Here is a 17,953-nt window from a genome sequence, read left to right as displayed (position 1 = left end):
CATTTATGTATGAATATCAATGGACAGGTGGTATATAGAGAGCAAAGCAATTCTTCAGGTAAGTTATTAACACCTTTTCAGCGCCAACTGCTGCAAAAAAAAATACAAGAAAATTGCCCTGAGTCCTACCGTCAACGTATTCAAATCATGTTGTTGGTAGATGAGGGGAAAACTCAAACAGAAATTTGCAAGATTTTGGGATGTTGTCCCGCAACAGCCAGACGTTGGATACAGATAGCCAGTAAGGGGCTGGCGCACCAATGGCAAGATTATCCCATTGGTCGCCCTAAATCGGTAAATGAGGAGTATTTAAAACGATTAACCGAACTAGTAATTAGTAGTCCCCAGCATTATGGTTATCCTTTTAGGCAATGGACAGCTAGCTATTTGCGGAAACATCTTACTGAGGAATTTGGGTTTGAAATAAGCGATCGCCATTTTAAGCGACTTCTCAAACAAATAGGCTTATCCACTCGACCAGAATCCGGACATCATGAACAAAATAGCCTCAAATCACACAAAAAAGTCAAAATATTGATTTCTGACATCAAAAAAGCCCATACCGACGAGTATTCCGAAATCATATCCATTAATACAACTAATACAACCAAACTAGCGAAAGATTCAGGCATTTATGGCGCACAACGTATCGTCTCCATTAGTATCTCTGCAAAAAGTCAACCATACTTTGGGGTATTCACTGACACCAGAAGAATTTTATCACTATCTTCCCAAGCTTCAACCTATCAAGCCTAAAGTCGGCAAATTCTGGACAGGAAAGAATGTTGAACCTGGTATTTACATCATAATTACGGGCAAAGTTAGATTACTAGATGATAGAGACGAATTAATTGCTACTCTAGAATCCGGTGAATCCTTCGGGGAATTTACCATGTTTCCCCAATCTAAATTTCAGCCTTATGGAGCGAGGGCTTCAGTAAATTTACAATTATGCTTTTTGCCAGAAAAGTTACTAGTACCATTAATGGACAAGTATCCCGAAATTCGAGAACATTTATGGGAGAAAGCTTACTCTGTCCTCAAAAATACAGACAGTACACTGATAAAACCAGGGACTTTAGAGAAAGACAATCAAAAATCAGGAGCTTTTGCAGATTCAACCTCACACGTTCCCTCAGAATTAAAAATTAGTAAAGCTTATTTTCCCAGTCCTAGACAACGAGTTAGCCATTTATGGCAAAAGGTTCTGGGACGCTATCCATTTTTCGCCCAACAAAGTGGTTCTGACTGCGGAGCGGCTTGTTTAGTCATGGTGTCTCGCTATTGGGGTAAACGTTTTAGTGTGAATCGTTTGCGTGATATTGCTAACATAGATCGCAATGGGGCATCATTGCGAGGCTTATTGACGGCGGCAGAGAGTATAGGTTTTAGTACCAGACCCGTCAAAGCCAGTTTAAAGGAGTTAGCAAAGCAAAAATTACCCGCCATTGTTCACTGGGAAGGCAAGCATTATATAGTTGTCTACAAAATTACCTCTAAATATGTAATTGTTGCCGACCCTGCTATTGGTCAACGTACCCTCACTCATGCCGAATTTAAAGCTGACTGGACTGGTTATACATTGCTGTTGCAACCGACAGCAATGCTCAAAGAAACTAAAGAAACTTCCACACCTTTTTGGCAGTTTTTTGAGTTAATAAAACCCCACTCTTTAGTCATGTTGGAAGTATTTATAGCTTCCATATTTATCCAGATATTTGGATTAATTACTCCCTTATTTACTCAATTAATTTTAGATCGAGTAGTGGTACAGAGGTCAGAACTTACCCTCACAGCAGTGGGAATGGGATTGCTGATTTTTAACCTGTTTCGTGTGGCTATGATCGGTTTACGTCAATATCTTTTAGACCACACAGCTAACCGCATAGACTTATCATTAATTGTCGGATTTATTAGTCATACACTGCGTTTACCCTTGAGTTTTTTCGAGTCTCGTTACGTTGGAGATATTATTTCTCGCGTGCAAGAAAACCGCAAAATTCAACGTTTTCTATCTGGTGAAGCATTATCAATTCTTCTAGATTTATTCACGGTCTTTATCTATCTAGGCTTGATGTTTTGGTATAGCTGGAAAATGGCATTATTAGCTTTAATAATTGTCCCACCCTTTGCCTTATTAGCCTTAATTGCCACACCCTTTTTGCAAAGAATTTCCAGAGAAATATTCAATGCAGTCAACAAAGAAAGTAGTTACTTAATAGAAGCTTTAACTGGTGTGCGAACAGTCAAAGCCACAGCAGTAGAACAAACAGTAAGATGGCATTGGGAAGAGTTATTAAATCAAGAAGTAAAAACCAACTTTTCTGGGCAAGTTATCAGCAATCGTTTACAAATTTTTAGTAATACAATTGAGGCAATAGCTACCACAGCTTTATTATGGTTTGGGGCATATTTAGTAATTCATAATCAGTTAACTGTGGGACAATTAGTAGCATTTAATATGCTGCTGGGTAATATTATTAATCCCTTCCAAAGGTTAATTGTCTTATGGAATCAATTACAGGAAGTAGTGATTTCCGTGGAAAGAATTAACGATGTTTTAGACACAGAACCAGAAGAAGATTTACAAAATCAATCACGGCAGAATTTACCACCAATTCAAGGACATATCCGCTTTGAAGATGTGACATTTCGTTATCATCCAGAAAGCGATATTAATATTTTAGAAAACCTCAGTTTTGAAATTAAACCAGGACAAATGGTAGCTTTGGTGGGGCGCAGTGGCTCAGGAAAAACCACCATTTCTAAATTAGTTGTGGGCTTATATCCCCCCACAGATGGTAAAGTTTTAATTGACGGACAAGATATTACTAGTCTTTCCTTGCGTTCTTTTCGGCAACAAATTGGCGTAGTTGATCAAGACACATTTTTATTTGGTGGTACAATTCGAGAAAATATCAGTTTAGGACATCCAGGAATAGCTTTATCAGCAGTAATTGAAGCAGCAAAAATGGCTGGTGCTGATGAATTTATCAGAAGATTACCCATGGGTTATGAAAGCCAAATTGGTGAAGGTGGAGGTTTATTATCTGGTGGACAAAGACAGAGAATAGCCATTGCTAGAGCATTATTAGGTAATCCCAAATTATTGGTTTTAGATGAGGCAACTTCTCACTTAGATACCGAATCAGAAAGGATAATTCAACAGAATTTTAACACAATTCTCAAAGGAAAAACTACTTTAGTAATTGCCCATCGTCTTTCCACTGTGCGAAATGCTGATTTAATTTTGGTACTAGATAGAGGTGTGTTAATTGAAAGTGGTACTCATGAGGAATTAATGGCTAAAAAGGGACATTATTTCTATCTAAATCAACAGCAATTGCAAACATTAACGTAGTTTGGGTTGAAAAAACTCAACTTAAATAATTGTGGAATGTTGGGTTTCCTTATCGCTCAACCCAAACTATAAAAAATCAATTTATACCAACAACAAAGGTGCAATATGACAAGTACATTAAATGGCAAGATAACAAAATCCGCGTTAGAAAAAGACTCAAAATCTGATGAGATATTATCACCAGAATTACCAGGAATTACCAATGAAGATTGGTCGGAAATTACTAAAGAATCACTTGATAGTTTACCCCAGGTTTGGACGCGAGGACTATTATATCTTTTAGTCTTAATTGTCTCCATAGTTTTACCTTGGTCTTTGCTATCTAAAGTAGATGAAACAGGTACAGGAAGAGGACGTATTGAACCTAAAGATAAAACCGTGAAATTAGATGCCGCTGTAGGGGGAACAGTTGCAGAAATTCAAGTTAAAGAAGGTGAAACAGTCAAAGCTGGACAAACTCTATTATTATTAGAATCGGAATTAGTCAAATCAGAATTACGTCAAGTTCAAGATAAATTGGAAGGACAATTAAACCGACTTTCTCAGTTAAAATCCTCCAAAAATCAGTTAATTGTCTCCTTAGCAACCCAACAACAACAAAATCAATCTCAACAATTAGAAAAACAAGCACAAATTGATCAAGCGCAACAGAATATTAATACCCTAAAAAATGCCTATCAATTTCAGAAAGAAGAAAGATTATCTCAACTTAATCAAGCGCGACAAACCTTAATTAATAGTCAAACCACTAATCAATTAGCACAGAGTAGTTTATTAAGTAGTCAGCGCGAAGTAAAACGCTATAGTCAACTCAGACAACAAGGAGTGATTTCAGAAATCAATTTAGTAGAAAAGCAAGATATCTCTAAAGAAAAACAAAAATTATATGCACAGACCCAATCAGATATTCAACAAGCTAAGTTACGTTTAGCAGAACAAAAAAGTAGTTATGAGCGAAATTTGCGCCAATCTTATGCCGATATTGAACAGGCCAAATTGCGGCTGGGAGAACAGCAAAGAAGCTATCAAACTTTAACCCTTTCTGGTCAGTCAGCAGTGTTAAAAATTGCCGAACAACAGAAAAGTTTAGATACAGATATTAGTTCTCTCAAATCAGATATTTCTCAAACTAAACGGCAAATTGATGCCTTAAAATTTCAGTTAGGACAGCGAGAAATTAAAGCTTCTGTGAATGGTATATTATTTCAATTACCAATTCAAAAACCCGGCTCAGTTGTGCAAGTAGGGACAATGGTGGCCGAAATTGCCCAAGATAATTCACCCTTAATAATTCGAGCGCAAATGGCAACTACAGATAGTGGTTTCTTGCGGTTAGGATTACCAGTAAAGCTCAAATTTGATGCTTATCCTTTTCAGGATTATGGTATTATATCAGGAGAGTTAATTAAAATTTCTCCTAATACGATAGAAATAGATACTGCCAATGGCAAAATAGCCGCTTATAACTTAGAAATTTCTCTCAAAAAAAGTTGTATTCCCTCTGCTAATAAATGTATTCCTTTGCGTCCAGGGGATACAGCAACCGCTGAGGTAATTGTCCGTCAGCGACGAATTATTGATTTTCTAATTGATCCATTTAAAAAATTGCAACAAGGAGGAGTAAAATTGTAGAAAATTCATCGAATTACCCCCTGCTTGTCAAGCAGGGGAAACGCATCTAAATTATCTTGACAAAATACTATGTTAGTGAATCAAGATGGGAAAATATCTAAATTCCTTTATTAATATCCTCAAAAATTTAATAAATTCAGAGTAATTATTTATGGCTCTACCGGAGTTAGTATCCGACATTCCGCACTTCATAATGTAGTATGAGCCTTTTCAAGAATTATTCTTAATCATGGTTAAATAATTAAGTATTAAAACTTAAAATTTTTGACAACATCAGTATTGTTAGAAACAATAGAAAATAAAATTAAGGAAATATCCGTATATTACAAAATGAAGTGTGGAATATGGGAATATACTATTCTATAGTGATTGCTTCCCTGTCTCTCGGAGATAGCGAAGCGCGACCTAGTAATCGCTTGTGCCAGTTACGTAAGTCCTGACTGTGTAAAAAAATGTAAAATCGCTGAAAACCTCTTGCCTTGCTATAACGACAATTTTTAACGACAACCTACTAATATGTTTATCCTCTAATTTGATGACGAAATATTAAGGAATATTGTATTTTGTGTGAAAACCCCAGACTAAGGGGGAAGGGCAGCTAAAAGTCCGTGATAGGATACTTTGGGAAAATATTGATAATTGGGAGAAAACCTTTGACACTACGAGTTGCTGTTGTTGGTTCTGGACCTGCGGGTTCATGCGCTGCTGAAACTCTAGCGAAAGCTGGAATCGAAACATACTTGTTTGAGCGGAAATTAGATAACGCCAAACCTTGTGGGGGCGCTATTCCCCTCTGTATGGTGAATGAGTTCGATTTACCACCAGAAATCATTGACCGTCGGGTACGGAAAATGAAAATGATTTCTCCCTCTAATCGTGAGGTTGATATCAATTTGATAAATGAAGATGAATATATAGGAATGTGCCGCCGAGAAGTGCTAGATGGTTTCTTGCGAAACCGGGCGGCCAAGTTAGGGGCGAATTTAATTAACGCCACTGTTCATAAAGTTGATATTCCTGGGAACAATACCGACCCCTATACCATCCATTATGTTGACCATACAGGAGACGGCTCCCAGGGCGTGACTAAAAGCCTCAAGGTGGATTTAATCGTTGGTGCGGACGGCGCAAATTCCCGCATTGCTAAGGATATGGATGCTGGAGATTATAATTATGCGATCGCCTTCCAAGAACGCATTCGTCTTCCCCAAGATAAAATGGCCTATTATAATGACCTGGCGGAAATGTACGTTGGTGACGACGTTTCTACCGACTTCTACGCTTGGGTATTCCCCAAATATGATCACGTAGCGGTAGGTACTGGCACAATGCAAATTAACAAAGCCAGTATTAAACAATTACAAGCAGGTATTCGCGCCCGTGCTTCCGAAAAACTAGCCGGTGGTAAAATCATCAAAGTAGAAGCCCACCCCATACCAGAACACCCCCGTCCCCGTCGCGTTGTCGGACGCATTGCTTTAGTAGGAGACGCTGCTGGTTATGTCACCAAATCCTCTGGTGAAGGTATTTATTTTGCAGCCAAATCTGGCAGAATGTGTGCAGAAACCATTGTCGAAACTTCCAACAATGGAGCGCGGATACCTACAGAACGAGATCTAAAACTTTACCTCAAACGTTGGGATAAGAAATACGGACTCACTTATAAAGTATTAGACATTCTGCAAAACGTCTTCTATCGTTCCGATGCTACCCGGGAAGCATTTGTAGAAATGTGTGATGACATGGATGTACAAAAGCTAACTTTTGACAGTTATCTTTATAAAACTGTAGTTCCTGCTAACCCCTTCACCCAATTAAAAATTACCGCCAAAACCCTTGGTAGTTTAATTCGTGGCAATGCCCTTGCACCCTAAATACCGGAAAAAAGAAGCCCAGAAAGGAATTTCTGGCTTCTTTTTTGGTTAAATAAATTACTTATTGCTACTTATAACCCCAAATAAAAACAACCAATCATCTGAAATCTGCTTCAGCTTTGATAGCAAAAATAGTAAGATTGATTGTAGCCAATTATTTCCGTAATCTATAATTAATTTTACTTATGTACTGACAATTCAGATCGCGGGAACTGAAGCTAAAATTTGAAATTCTTCATAAACATGATCACTATGTTACCATCTTGATGGTTAAAGACAAATAAAACCTGGCATTTAAGTATAACGGTTAAAGACCTTAGAGTCTCTAAATTTGGTGGTTGAGGAGAAAACAATAGTGCAAAATAGCAGATCAGTGTCAGAACCAAATCTATATTCACAGCGCAGCCAGCCACATCATATCCGCATAGGTGTGATTGGGGTTGGAAACATGGGACAACATCATACCCGCGTTCTGAGTTCCATGAAGGATGTGGAACTAGTAGGCGTTTCCGATATTAACATCGAACGTGGTTTAGAAACTGCCAGCAAATACAAAGTTCGTTTTTTTGAAGATTACTGTGACTTATTACCTCATGTAGACGCAATTTGTGTTGCTGTACCTACACGACTACACTATGCTGTGGGTATCAACTGTCTATTAGCGGGAATCCATGTTTTAATTGAGAAACCGATAGCAGCTAGTATTTCTGAGGCCGAGTCTTTAGTGAATGCTGCTGCTGAATCTCAGTGCATTTTGCAAGTTGGTCACATTGAGCGATTTAACCCCGCATTCAGGGAACTGAGTCAAGTTCTGAAAACAGAGGAAGTTTTGGCTTTAGAATCGCACCGCATGAGTCCTTATTCAGTGCGGGGGAGTGATGTTTCCGTGGTGCTGGATTTAATGATCCATGACATTGATTTACTGCTAGAATTAGCTGCATCACCAGTGGTGAAATTAACGGCTAATGGGACTCGTTCCTTAGACTCAGGTTATTTAGATTATGTAACTGCGACCTTGGGTTTTGCCAATGGAGTTGTTGCTACTCTTACAGCCAGCAAAGTTACTCACCGAAAAATCCGCCGTCTGGTTGCCCATTGTAAAAATTCATTCACGGAAGCAGATTTTCTCAATAATGAAATTTTGGTACATAGGCAAACCCCTGTCAACCCCCTGATCGATCAGCAAAAAGTCCTATATAGACAAGATGGTTTAATCGAAAAGGTTTATACCACTAATGTTCAACCTCTGAGTGCAGAGTTAGAGCATTTTGTCAACTGTGTCCGTGGTGGCAATCAACCCTCTGTTGGTGGTGAACAAGCTCTCAAAGCTCTGCGCTTGGCTAGTTTAATTGAGCAAATGGCTTTAGAGGAAAGAGTCTGGAATCCATTAGAATGGTCTTCAGAATCGAGAGTCCAAGCTTTGACCGAAAAAAATCGGATACAAGCCCCGTCCACTTCGGCAAGCTCAGTGCATCGCTTCTAGAACGGCTTTATAGTAAACTAAGTATAGTCGCCACAAGGCATTGGGAGACTATAAACGGACACTCCAGACCGGATCAGACTGCTTTTCGGTAGCACCGGTCAGTCAAGTGTCAAGGAATCCTCGCTCATGAAAGGACGAGGAGGTATGTCAAATCAACTCAACTATTTAGCTCTAACTAGCAGTGGGGGAAGGAACGGTTTTTTCTCCCACTCTGGCAAAAGCGGAGTTATATAAACAATCTTCTGCGGGTAATTTTAGAAATTAAAAGGACTACTATACTGTTCATTTCTTGGCAACTCAAGACAAGCGTAAAAACAGCAAATCGGGAAGAAAACCTTGACATCTGGTTATAAATGCCATAAAAAATGCTAAATCATCACCAATTGACCGTTGCCGGTTCTCAATTCTGACGTATTTCTAGTTACACTTAATCCAATCTAAAATTTTTTGTAGCTCACCTTTATGTAAGATGAGCATGATAACTTTTGACAGAGGAGCTTTCATGACAGACCAACCCTCCGCCGCTAATCCGATAAATGCCGCTGCCATTCCTATGAACCGCCCTGCGGCAGCTACACCAATGAATTCTTTCAAGCCAACTAATGTTGGGGGTAAAACCATTCTCAGCGTTGATTTAGGCAGAACCTCCACCAAGACTTGTGTGAGCCGTGAACCCGCCAGTGTGGCTTTCATTCCTGCTAATGTGAAGCAGATGAGTGTTACTGAAATTCGTGGCGGTGTGTTTGAGGCTAAGGCAACTGACCCACTGATGGATTTGTGGTTAGAGTATCAAGGAAGTGGCTATGCTGTGGGGCAATTAGCCGCAGATTTTGGTGCAAATCTCGGCGTAGGCCAATCTAAGGTTGAGGACGCACTGATCAAAGTCTTGTCCTGTGCCGGCTACTTTAAGCTCAAGGATGAAATTTCTGTGGTTCTGGGTCTACCCTTTTTGTCTTTGGAACAATTTGAAAAAGAAAAGGCGCAGTTAACTAGTTTGGTAACCGGACCTCATGTATTGAATTTTCGAGGTGAATCTTTATCTCTCAACATTAGCAAAGTCTGGGTAATGCCTGAAGGATATGGCAGTTTGCTGTGGTCAGAAACTCAACCTAATAAAGGAACAGGAGTTCCCGATTTTACGAAAATGTCAGTGGGGATTGTAGATATTGGCCACCAAACTATTGATATGATCATGGTGGACAATTTCCGATTTGCTAGAGGGGCTTCTAAGAGTGAAGACTTTGGGATGAGCAAGTTTTATGAATTGGTAGCTGCGGAAATAAAAGATCCAAATGCTGATAGTCAATCATTAGCACTGATTTCTGCGGTTAATAAACCCAAGGGCAGTCGCTTTTACCGTCCTAAAGGTGCTAGTAAACCTACTAATCTAGATGATTTTCTACCTAACTTGATAGAGCAGTTTTCACGAGAAATTTGCGCTCGTGTGTTAGCTTGGCTACCAGAGCGGGTGACAGATGTAATTATTACAGGTGGCGGTGGAGAGTTTTTCTGGGAAGATGTCCAACGTCTGCTCAAAGAGGCTAAAATCAATGCTTACTTGGCTGCACCTTCTCGGCAGGCTAATGCTTTAGGTCAGTATATTTACGGTGAAGCCCAAGCGTCCGCTGCTGTTCGCCCTGCTAAATAATAAAACTAATGTTCCAATGGTCAAAAAAAGTAGTTAAATCTGTTACGTTCAATCCAGAAATTGCTGATGAGAGCTTGTTAGCGCAGGTCGAAAACTACTTAGAGACCCAACGAGAGAAAACTTTCAGTGACCTATGTAAAGAGGCTCTATGGAAAGTTTTCTTACCGGAATCTGTACAACCAGCCTCTAAAACAGCAGATATAACCACGATTGAACAGAAAATCAGTGAGATGCAATTGCAAATAGTCAGTTTTGAAGAACGTTTTTTTGCTAAGGAGTCTCGTCGTTTGGAGTCCATAGAAAGTCAAATGTTGCAACTTACTCAACAAGTTGCAAAGTTGACAACCATGCTGGGTCAACAACCACCTACTTATATTCCTTCCCAACCTGACCCTGAACCTGAAGCTGAACCTCAAGAAGTAGACCCTGTTATTAGTCGTATTGGTCAATTTCTTGATGATTTCTAAGAAAAGACCAGATTTTTAGTGGTTTTTGCTTTGAGAAATACCCTTAATTAGACTACCGTAAGTCCCACCACTAAACTAAAATAGTTTAGTATTATTGGTGGGATATTTCGTGTAAAAATTGAAAATTAGAAAAATCACCATGTCTCTGTCTAAAGTTTTTTAATTTTCCATAAATAGCTAGAAAGTAGATTTGTGACAATGTGAGCAACTATTGGTAATAGCAAGTTACCACTCAGTAAGGCACTATAACCTAAAATTATACCAATGAAAGTTGCCCAAATTACATAAGGCCATTGTTGAGGACCACTAAGGTGTAAGACTCCAAAACAAAGACTAGATACTATTACAGCGAGATTATCAGCACCCAAAGCGGGTAACATTACACCTCGAAATAATAATTCTTCACTTAAACCTGGTAATAATCCTAGCCAGATTAAATCGGGTATTGCTAAAGGTTTGAGGACTATTTCTAGATGATAATCCGCACTTTTACGATAAGGAAGGGAAAAGCGATAAACTAAACTACTTAATATGGTAATAATTAGACCTAAACCGATTCCTAATAATAAGTCTTGTTCGTGCCAGTACCATTTGAAGAGGATGATGTTGCTCCAATTTAACCATAACTTAGCAACTATCCAAAGAATAATCGCTGTTACACCCATTGCTACTAAAACTTGGGTGCGTGTTAAGTAAGGAATTTCTGGTTCTTGATTTTGCTGTTCAACCACAGGAATTTAAATAAATAATGGTAATGGGTAATTGACAATCTTCACGGAGCGTCCCCTCAGAAGTCATAAAACATAAAATAAATTAATTCATGCGTATCTGCGGTTAACTATTCTCAAGGAAGTATTCTATGGAGTCTTATTTTAACTCAATCAGAATAATTGTAGGTCGGGTAGAGCGACATTGAACCCCAAGTACACAATTTAATACTTGTTAACACTTGTGGCTTTAACTTAACGGTAATGTCAAATCAAATCATTAATGAAAAAGGATTAATACCTGCTTTATGTGCGACTAATACGCCTACAGCTTCCAAATATGAGTTTACTTGTAAGCTGGAAATTTTTAACATCGGAGCAGAAACTTGTAACAAGGTTTTATTTTCCGTAACTGTAATTATTTGACATTGACTTTTACTTAAACTCAATAAAGCACTACATCCACAGGATGTGTCAGGAATAATTAAAGCGTCAACCTGGTGCGCCCAAAGATCCGTCGATAATGGCTGATAAGATTCTGTATTAATTATAAACTGCGGAGCTTTACTTAAACCGACTAAAACGCAAGGTAAAAATGTGTAACCTAATTCTTCTGCCGCCGCACGAGGTGATAAATTAGTGGCTGTAGGGGCAGGAGAAAGGGCAGGAGCATGGGCGCAAGGAATTTTAAAGGTACGGACTAATAAATGGCTAATGACGGCTTCTGCACCGGCTATAGGGTCTACTCCTTGACCTTGGCGATAGTTTTGCAGGGCGGTTTCGTCCATGTCTTCAGGGAAACGAGTAATAACTGAGATCGCTTGGGCTTTTTCCTGCATAATTAATTTTTCAGCAGCCCGTAATAAACTATCAGGATTACCTATTGTTCCCCAACTTGTCCCTGTGGGAGAAGTACGTAATTCTACATTTAAAGGCGCGTCGGTAATTACATGATTTGTAATATTTAACCCTAAAGTTGCCCTGGCTGCGTCCGCTACCTGCAAGTGTCGCAGGATTAATTCCGGCTCAATACCCTGGTCTAAAAGTAAACCTACCCTATTGCTACTAACAGGACGTAAACCCCATTCTCCAGCAGCAAATTTGTCTAAACCATAACCTTCTACATAGAAAGCGTTGGGAATATTCCAGTATAAGCTTGCACCATTCATGACATTGGGGTGAGTAATCAAGCGATCGCATACCTGTGATATAATTCTCGCTACTGGTAATGCGTCACCAGCATAACCGCCAATTGCTGCCCCAATGCCAGTGGGTATAATTAAAATGACCGTGTATGGTTTTTCAATGGGTATCACAGGTTTTTTATTTCGAGGTAGACGCGAATAATAATTTAAGCAGTAACTACAGCCTCTATAGTTGCGGTTTGTTGGGTTTCGTCAATAGCGGTAATAGCCCAACGGAGCGGTTCACCTTGTTTTTGTAATTCCGCTGTAATGGCTTTTTCTAATTCAGTGGGGGTTTCTTGCAATTTTATTTCAGCGGTAATAAAGTGAGTTGTCATTATTCTAAATCCTTTGTATTGGTAATCTTGAGTATAGAAGAACTTGATGGTAATTGGCGACTATGGCTACTACATATCTAGCCTTTACCAAATTGCTTATCATAAACTATTTCTTCCTTGCCTGTTTCAATTTTCAAATTAGATAATGGCTTAGAAATACAAAGAAGCGCGTAGCCTTGTTTTTGCAGCTCTGGACTTACACCCATGCCCTCGCTTTGATCTACAGATCCATCTAATATTAATCCAGCACAGGTTGTGCAAACACCAGCATGACAGGAAGCAGGTAATTTTAAACCCGCTGCTTCGGCTACTGATAAGACTGCTTCACCTTCTGGGACTTCCAGGGTATATATTTTACCTTCGTGGTTGATTTCTACAGTGTAAGTTGTGGACATATACAATAGTAGCTTTTGGAAACGGACAGGAAATTAATTGTACCTGATAATATATAACAATTCTGTCTGATTTGGGAAAATTTATTTTTTTAACCTTGCCAAATTTGGGACTCCCTTGAAGTGCAAAATCCTTGACAAAAATTATTTACACAACTATAGTTACTGACTATTTTTTATGAACTAATAATGGATTACTAAAAATTATTGTCTTGAATGTGTTGTGACATTTCATGAAAATGCGACACCTTTCCCAAAGGTTGATACCAATGCGATTGTTTTTTTATCAAGAAATCTGAACCTCGTAGGTAAAAGTTATGGTTCTGGAGCTATCAAAGTTGAGTCTCGTAATCTTGATAAAGTTCCCATTCCAGAACATATAGTAGATAAATATAATTTAAAACGGCAAAAATATAAAACTAAAACTCAGCAACTTGAACTTTTTTAGTAAACAGTAAATAATGTATAATTAAAGAAATTTAATTTTGTCTACATCTAACAAGGATATACAGATATTTAACAGCAGAGATTCTGTGATTTATATTGTTTATATTCTTCCTCCTGGACGCGGAATAGCCTTTCCTTCCACATCAAAGCAATCTGTACAAGTTCCGGGGAAAGCATTAATAAAGCGATTTAACATATCGGGATCATCTTTAAATACAGTCATCCAAATCGAGAAAAAACCTTGAGGTACAGCTTGTTCAATAACTGAATCTCGCATTGCTTCTAAAGATTCTTGATCATTACATTTACTAAGTCTTTGTAAAGCCCTTTCTGCTTTATCCCACGCTTCTTTACGGTTAATCCATCGGCGATCTTTCATTTGTGGATCAGGGTTAGGTATTCTATCTAATCCCACCATTTTAATAGTTTCTTTAGCTACTATTTCTTCTTCGGAAGCTAAAGAAGGATTTACTTTAACAACTCCACCTTTGCTATACTCAAAAGCTCGGAAAGTATTATCTTGATCAATCCAATAAAATTCACTTCTTGCGGCTATTTTAGCGGAGGTTATGTGAAGGTATTTCCATGAACTATCCCACCTTTTCTCCATAGGAGATTTTTTAGTTGAGTTGCAGTTCCTACAAGCTAAACAGAAGTTTTCCCAATTAGTTTCTTCATCGGGAAATCCTAATTTTGGTAATATATGCTCAACATCTAGAGATGAGGGAATACGCATTTCACAATAAGAACAATATTCACCAAGTTTCTTAATTAAGTCTCCTCGTGCATCTTTATGACCTTTGAAAACTTTTGTATTTTTACCTCTAACAACTGGTCTCATTTTTATAATCCTCTTGCTAAACGTTCCATTTTTAAGAAGGCTTGATAAGCTGGATCATCACTATATGGCATAGATAGTTCATCTAATCTATGTTTTAATTTCTCAATCTCTTCTTCAGAAACATTTTCTGCTTGTTCTAAAACCTGGTAATACTCTTGAGCAGCTTCCATCATATTTTTCCATCTTTTACTTTGTTGTGGTAATCCTAACCCTTGAACATCTTCAACAATATCTTCAATGCTTCCATTAACATATTCGCCATCTCTATTATCAAGATTTATGAGTTCATTATCCCTTAATGATTGTATAATAAATGGTGAATGGGTAGTGGCAAAAAATTGAAGTTTGGGAAATGTTCTTTTTAAATCTTCAACAACTCGACATTGCCATTTAGGATGTAGATGTAAATCAATTTCATCAATTAAAACAATACCCGGTGTAAGTTTAGCTGCTTCATCTGCAAATTGGGGATTTAAGGTGACACAACGATAGGCAATATCAGCAACCATTCCAATCATATTTTTTAGGCCATCACTTAACATTTCAAAGGGTAAAGTTCTTCCATTTTGTGCAGTAGCAACCAGTTCTTCTTGTTGGATATCATATTTGACATCTTGCCAATCTTCCATACAACTTTTAATAGCCTTTTTAACTCCTGACAAAGTACCTAAAGTTTTTCCTTGTTGTAAAGATGAGTATTCCCATTTTTTAAACCACTGCTTTATTTTGTTAAATTCAGTGGATTTTGTCAGACAGTGATTATATCCTATAAATCTAGAATCAGGACCAGAGTTTTTTATATCTCTATGTTGAGACCAAAGACGACCTGTACTATAATATGAAATAACTGGCAAAATAATTTTTTCTCTATCTTGTTCTTGAACACGAATTTTTCGCTGTAATTCTCTAGCATATTGTAATATTTCTTTTGCACCTTCACGAGTTGTACTACCACCATCGGTTTTTATTTCTCTTTTCCATGATATTTCTTCTACATCTTCAAAACTGCCATTACAAGACACGACAACTGGTGTAATATGGGTTAATGTTGGTGTTTCTCCTTCTTTTCTGAGAATAAGACGAATATCATCTTTGCTAATATTTACTGATGGTATTTTGTCAATTCCTAAAAACAAGCTACCTATACAAATAGCTAGTGCATCAAGAATTGCAGTTTTTCCAGTAGCATTATCACCAATAAGAACATTAAATTGATCGGAAAACTCAAATGTTTTTTGCTCAAAGCATCGAAAATTCTGAAGTTCAAGTTGTCGTATTTTCATATTATTCCTCGTGAATGTAGTTTTATAAGGTGAGTTATTTAACAAAATATTTTATCAAATAATGAATAATCTAACATATATAATAAATATTAATTGTGAATCACAAGTTCAGCAAATAACATGGAAGAACTACTAGAAATTAGACAACTCCTAGAACAAGGAAAAATCAATGAAGCTTTACTGTTAGTGGATGAATTAGAAGAAATGAGCCTCAGTGATAAAATCAATAAAATTGATAGTTATGGCGTAATTCTCCTCATCCATTTAATCAAACAAAAAGCTGAAAAACGTTCTACCCGTTCTTGGGAACTTTCTATAGAAAATGCAGTGCGGGAAATAAATAAAATTAACAAGCGCCGCAAATCTGGAGGTGTTTACTTGAATCAAACAGAATTAATGGAAATTCTCCAACAAGGATATCAAGTAGCACTAAAAAGAGCGGCGCTAGAAGCTTTTGAAGGACGTTATGAAACCGAAGAATTAGCAGCTATGGTTAATGAACAAGAAATATTAACTCAGTCGCTGGAATTAATTCAAAAATAGAGACGTTCCCTGGGTAGGGATTCTCGTCTCTATACCTTCTATGCTGTGACTTCTTCCTTCACCTCTTGCTGTAATGCTGCATACAATCTATTCAGTGCATTTACGTAAGCCTGAGCCGAAGCCACAATAATATCTGTATTAGCTGCATGACCTGAAAATACACGGGATTCATGACGCAAACGAATTGTTACCTCCCCTAAAGCATCAATTCCTCCGGTAACGGATTGTACAGAAAACTCAATCAATTCATTTGGGACATTCACCACCCGATTGATAGCTTTATATACCGCATCCACGGGACCTGTACCAATGGCCGCGTCGGTTAATTCTTGACCGTCAGGAGTGCGGAGTGTCACGGTAGCGGTAGGTTGAGCCTTACTACCACAGGAAACCTGTACCAACTCTACTTTAAATAAATCTGGGGCTTGTTGGATTTCGTCGTTAACAATAGCTTCCAAATCCCAATCAGAGATTTCTTTCTTTTTGTCCGCTACTTCTTTAAATCTCACAAAGGCTTTGTTCAGGTCATTTTCTGATAGTTCAAAGCCCAATTCTTTCAACCGTGTCCGAAAAGCATTTCTCCCAGAATGTTTACCCAATACTATTTGATTATCGGATAAACCAATCAATTGGGCATCCATAATTTCATAAGTGAGTTTATTTTTCAAAACCCCATCTTGATGAATTCCAGATTCATGGGCAAAAGCATTTGCACCCACAATGGCTTTATTTGGTTGTACCAACATTCCCGTTAAATTGGAAACCAAACGGGAGGTTTTATAGATTTGTTTGGTGTCAATATTTGTTAACGGTGCTTCCGAATTTTCAGCCCGTCCCAAAAAGGGATTAAAATATTGTCTACGGACGTGCAAAGCCATTACCAACTCTTCTAAAGCCGCATTTCCGGCTCTTTCCCCAATGCCATTAATGGTACATTCTAATTGTCGAGCGCCGTTTTTCACCGCTTCTAAAAAGTTAGCAACTGCTAAACCTAAATCATTATGGCCGTGAACAGAAATAATGGCTTTGTCAATGTTGGGGACATTTTCGGTAATGCCTTTAATGATCCTACCAAATTCGCTCGGAGTGGTATAACCTACTGTATCAGGAATATTAACAGTTGTTGCCCCGGCTGCGATCGCTCTTTCCAAGACTTGATACAAAAATTCTGGATCAGATCGTCCCGCATCTTCTGGAGAAAATTCTACATCATCGGTGAAGCTTTTGGCATAGGCTACCATTTCTTCGGCGATCGCAATTACTTCCGGTCTAGTCTTTTTTAACTTATATTCCAGGTGAATATCGGAAGTAGCAATAAAAGTATGAATTCTCCCTTTAGCAGCCGGTTTTATAGCTGCTGCTGCGGCTTTAATATCATCATGTCTAGCTCTGGCCAAACTACAAATTACCGGACCATCTTCCGTTCCTACTGTTTGAGCAATTTTGCTAACTGCTTCAAAATCACCATGACTAGCAAAAGCAAATCCAGCTTCAATCACATCTACTCCTAAACGCGCTAATTGTTTAGCAATCACTAGCTTTTCGTCTATATTGAGAGTTGCTCCTGGACACTGTTCCCCGTCGCGCAATGTGGTGTCAAAGATGATAATTCTATCGGCTTGTCTGCTCATTAGCTTAACCTCTTTTAATTTTGATAATGGGCTGAATCAAAAAAATAATGGAATTAGAATCAATATTTCGATTTGTTAATTCTACGAAATTTATGATCATTTATTGACTACTAATTCCTATA

Annotated in this window: 16 protein-coding genes; 9 read left to right on the top strand and 7 right to left on the bottom strand. The window is 38.1% G+C overall.

The window, feature by feature from the left end; all coding sequences use genetic code 11:
• Positions 1-9: 9 nt before the first annotated feature.
• From H6G25_RS00885 to H6G25_RS00855, 7 genes are all read left to right on the top strand, one after another.
• The gene (locus tag H6G25_RS00885; RefSeq protein WP_190390875.1) at positions 10-756 is read left to right on the top strand and encodes a helix-turn-helix domain-containing protein; all 747 of its coding nucleotides are present in this window, start codon (positions 10-12) and stop codon (positions 754-756) included.
• Entirely contained in the window at positions 689-3,361 is a 2,673-nt protein-coding gene (locus H6G25_RS00880) for a peptidase domain-containing ABC transporter (protein ID WP_190390911.1), read from the top strand. Before H6G25_RS00885 ends, H6G25_RS00880 begins: the two co-directional genes overlap by 68 nt.
• A gap of 105 nt (positions 3,362-3,466) precedes the next feature.
• Complete coding sequence (locus H6G25_RS00875) at positions 3,467-4,993, top strand: HlyD family efflux transporter periplasmic adaptor subunit (RefSeq protein WP_190390874.1); 1,527 nt, start codon at positions 3,467-3,469, stop codon at positions 4,991-4,993.
• A gap of 653 nt (positions 4,994-5,646) precedes the next feature.
• Positions 5,647-6,867 (top strand): geranylgeranyl reductase, encoded by a 1,221-nt coding sequence (chlP, locus tag H6G25_RS00870; RefSeq protein ID WP_190390873.1) that lies wholly within the window; start codon positions 5,647-5,649, stop codon positions 6,865-6,867.
• A 355-nt stretch (positions 6,868-7,222) separates the two neighbouring features.
• Positions 7,223-8,350, top strand: a complete 1,128-nt coding sequence (locus H6G25_RS00865; RefSeq protein WP_190390872.1) for a Gfo/Idh/MocA family oxidoreductase — start codon at positions 7,223-7,225, stop codon at positions 8,348-8,350.
• A gap of 502 nt (positions 8,351-8,852) precedes the next feature.
• Positions 8,853-9,998, top strand: a complete 1,146-nt coding sequence (locus tag H6G25_RS00860) for a ParM/StbA family protein (protein ID WP_190390871.1) — start codon at positions 8,853-8,855, stop codon at positions 9,996-9,998.
• A gap of 8 nt (positions 9,999-10,006) precedes the next feature.
• A complete protein-coding gene (locus H6G25_RS00855) occupies positions 10,007-10,465 on the top strand; it encodes a plasmid segregation centromere-binding protein ParR (RefSeq protein WP_190390870.1) in 459 nt (152 codons plus the stop codon).
• A gap of 149 nt (positions 10,466-10,614) precedes the next feature.
• Here H6G25_RS00855 and H6G25_RS00850 read toward each other — a convergent pair whose 3' ends face one another.
• From H6G25_RS00850 to H6G25_RS00835, 4 genes are all read right to left on the bottom strand, one after another.
• Positions 10,615-11,196, bottom strand: coding sequence for a CPBP family glutamic-type intramembrane protease (locus tag H6G25_RS00850; RefSeq protein WP_190390869.1), 582 nt, complete (start codon positions 11,194-11,196; stop codon positions 10,615-10,617).
• A 248-nt stretch (positions 11,197-11,444) separates the two neighbouring features.
• Positions 11,445-12,479 carry a DUF3326 domain-containing protein gene (locus H6G25_RS00845; RefSeq protein ID WP_190390910.1) on the bottom strand — a complete coding sequence of 345 codons (1,035 nt, stop codon included), beginning with the start codon at positions 12,477-12,479 and terminating at the stop codon, positions 11,445-11,447.
• A gap of 44 nt (positions 12,480-12,523) precedes the next feature.
• Positions 12,524-12,694, bottom strand: a complete 171-nt coding sequence (locus H6G25_RS00840; RefSeq protein WP_190390868.1) for a hypothetical protein — start codon at positions 12,692-12,694, stop codon at positions 12,524-12,526.
• 77 nt (positions 12,695-12,771) lie between these two features.
• Complete coding sequence (locus tag H6G25_RS00835; RefSeq protein WP_190390867.1) at positions 12,772-13,089, bottom strand: 2Fe-2S iron-sulfur cluster-binding protein; 318 nt, start codon at positions 13,087-13,089, stop codon at positions 12,772-12,774.
• Positions 13,090-13,309: 220 nt separating this feature from the next.
• Here H6G25_RS00835 and H6G25_RS00830 point away from each other — a divergent pair, with 220 nt between their 5' ends.
• Entirely contained in the window at positions 13,310-13,534 is a 225-nt protein-coding gene (locus tag H6G25_RS00830) for a hypothetical protein (RefSeq protein ID WP_199319608.1), read from the top strand.
• Between the two features lie 99 nt (positions 13,535-13,633).
• Here the strand turns inward: H6G25_RS00830 and H6G25_RS00825 are convergent, their stop codons facing one another.
• Together H6G25_RS00825 and H6G25_RS00820 are read right to left on the bottom strand one after the other, a co-directional pair.
• Positions 13,634-14,374 (bottom strand): HNH endonuclease, encoded by a 741-nt coding sequence (locus H6G25_RS00825; protein ID WP_190390866.1) that lies wholly within the window; start codon positions 14,372-14,374, stop codon positions 13,634-13,636.
• 2 nt (positions 14,375-14,376) lie between these two features.
• Positions 14,377-15,657, bottom strand: a complete 1,281-nt coding sequence (locus H6G25_RS00820; RefSeq protein WP_190390865.1) for an AAA family ATPase — start codon at positions 15,655-15,657, stop codon at positions 14,377-14,379.
• 120 nt (positions 15,658-15,777) lie between these two features.
• On the opposite strand from H6G25_RS00820, the gene H6G25_RS00815 reads away from it, so the two are divergent.
• On the top strand, positions 15,778-16,200 hold the full coding sequence (locus H6G25_RS00815) for a DUF29 family protein (RefSeq protein WP_190390864.1): 423 nt from the start codon (positions 15,778-15,780) through the stop codon (positions 16,198-16,200).
• 38 nt (positions 16,201-16,238) lie between these two features.
• Here H6G25_RS00815 and H6G25_RS00810 read toward each other — a convergent pair whose 3' ends face one another.
• Positions 16,239-17,831: a 2-isopropylmalate synthase gene (locus H6G25_RS00810; RefSeq protein WP_190390863.1), complete on the bottom strand. Its 1,593-nt coding sequence runs from the start codon at positions 17,829-17,831 to the stop codon at positions 16,239-16,241.
• Between the last annotated feature and the right edge of the window lie 122 nt (positions 17,832-17,953).

Origin of the sequence: Dolichospermum sp. FACHB-1091 (assembly GCF_014697585.1) — a bacterium.
Taxonomy (GTDB): Bacteria; Cyanobacteriota; Cyanobacteriia; order Cyanobacteriales; family Nostocaceae; genus Dolichospermum.
The sequence above is the reverse complement of the archived record's forward strand: the minus strand, read 5'-3'. Positions and strand labels throughout refer to the sequence as shown.

Coding starts and splice junctions, on each gene's coding strand:
- H6G25_RS00885 (WP_190390875.1), top strand. CDS start 10: ATGAATATCAATGGACAGGTGGTATATAGAGAGCAAAGCAATTCTTCA.
- H6G25_RS00875 (WP_190390874.1), top strand. CDS start 3,467: ATGACAAGTACATTAAATGGCAAGATAACAAAATCCGCGTTAGAAAAA.
- H6G25_RS00860 (WP_190390871.1), top strand. CDS start 8,853: ATGACAGACCAACCCTCCGCCGCTAATCCGATAAATGCCGCTGCCATT.
- H6G25_RS00855 (WP_190390870.1), top strand. CDS start 10,007: ATGTTCCAATGGTCAAAAAAAGTAGTTAAATCTGTTACGTTCAATCCA.
- H6G25_RS00840 (WP_190390868.1), bottom strand. CDS start 12,694: ATGACAACTCACTTTATTACCGCTGAAATAAAATTGCAAGAAACCCCC.
- H6G25_RS00835 (WP_190390867.1), bottom strand. CDS start 13,089: ATGTCCACAACTTACACTGTAGAAATCAACCACGAAGGTAAAATATAT.
- H6G25_RS00825 (WP_190390866.1), bottom strand. CDS start 14,374: ATGAGACCAGTTGTTAGAGGTAAAAATACAAAAGTTTTCAAAGGTCAT.
- H6G25_RS00820 (WP_190390865.1), bottom strand. CDS start 15,657: ATGAAAATACGACAACTTGAACTTCAGAATTTTCGATGCTTTGAGCAA.
- H6G25_RS00815 (WP_190390864.1), top strand. CDS start 15,778: ATGGAAGAACTACTAGAAATTAGACAACTCCTAGAACAAGGAAAAATC.
- H6G25_RS00810 (WP_190390863.1), bottom strand. CDS start 17,831: ATGAGCAGACAAGCCGATAGAATTATCATCTTTGACACCACATTGCGC.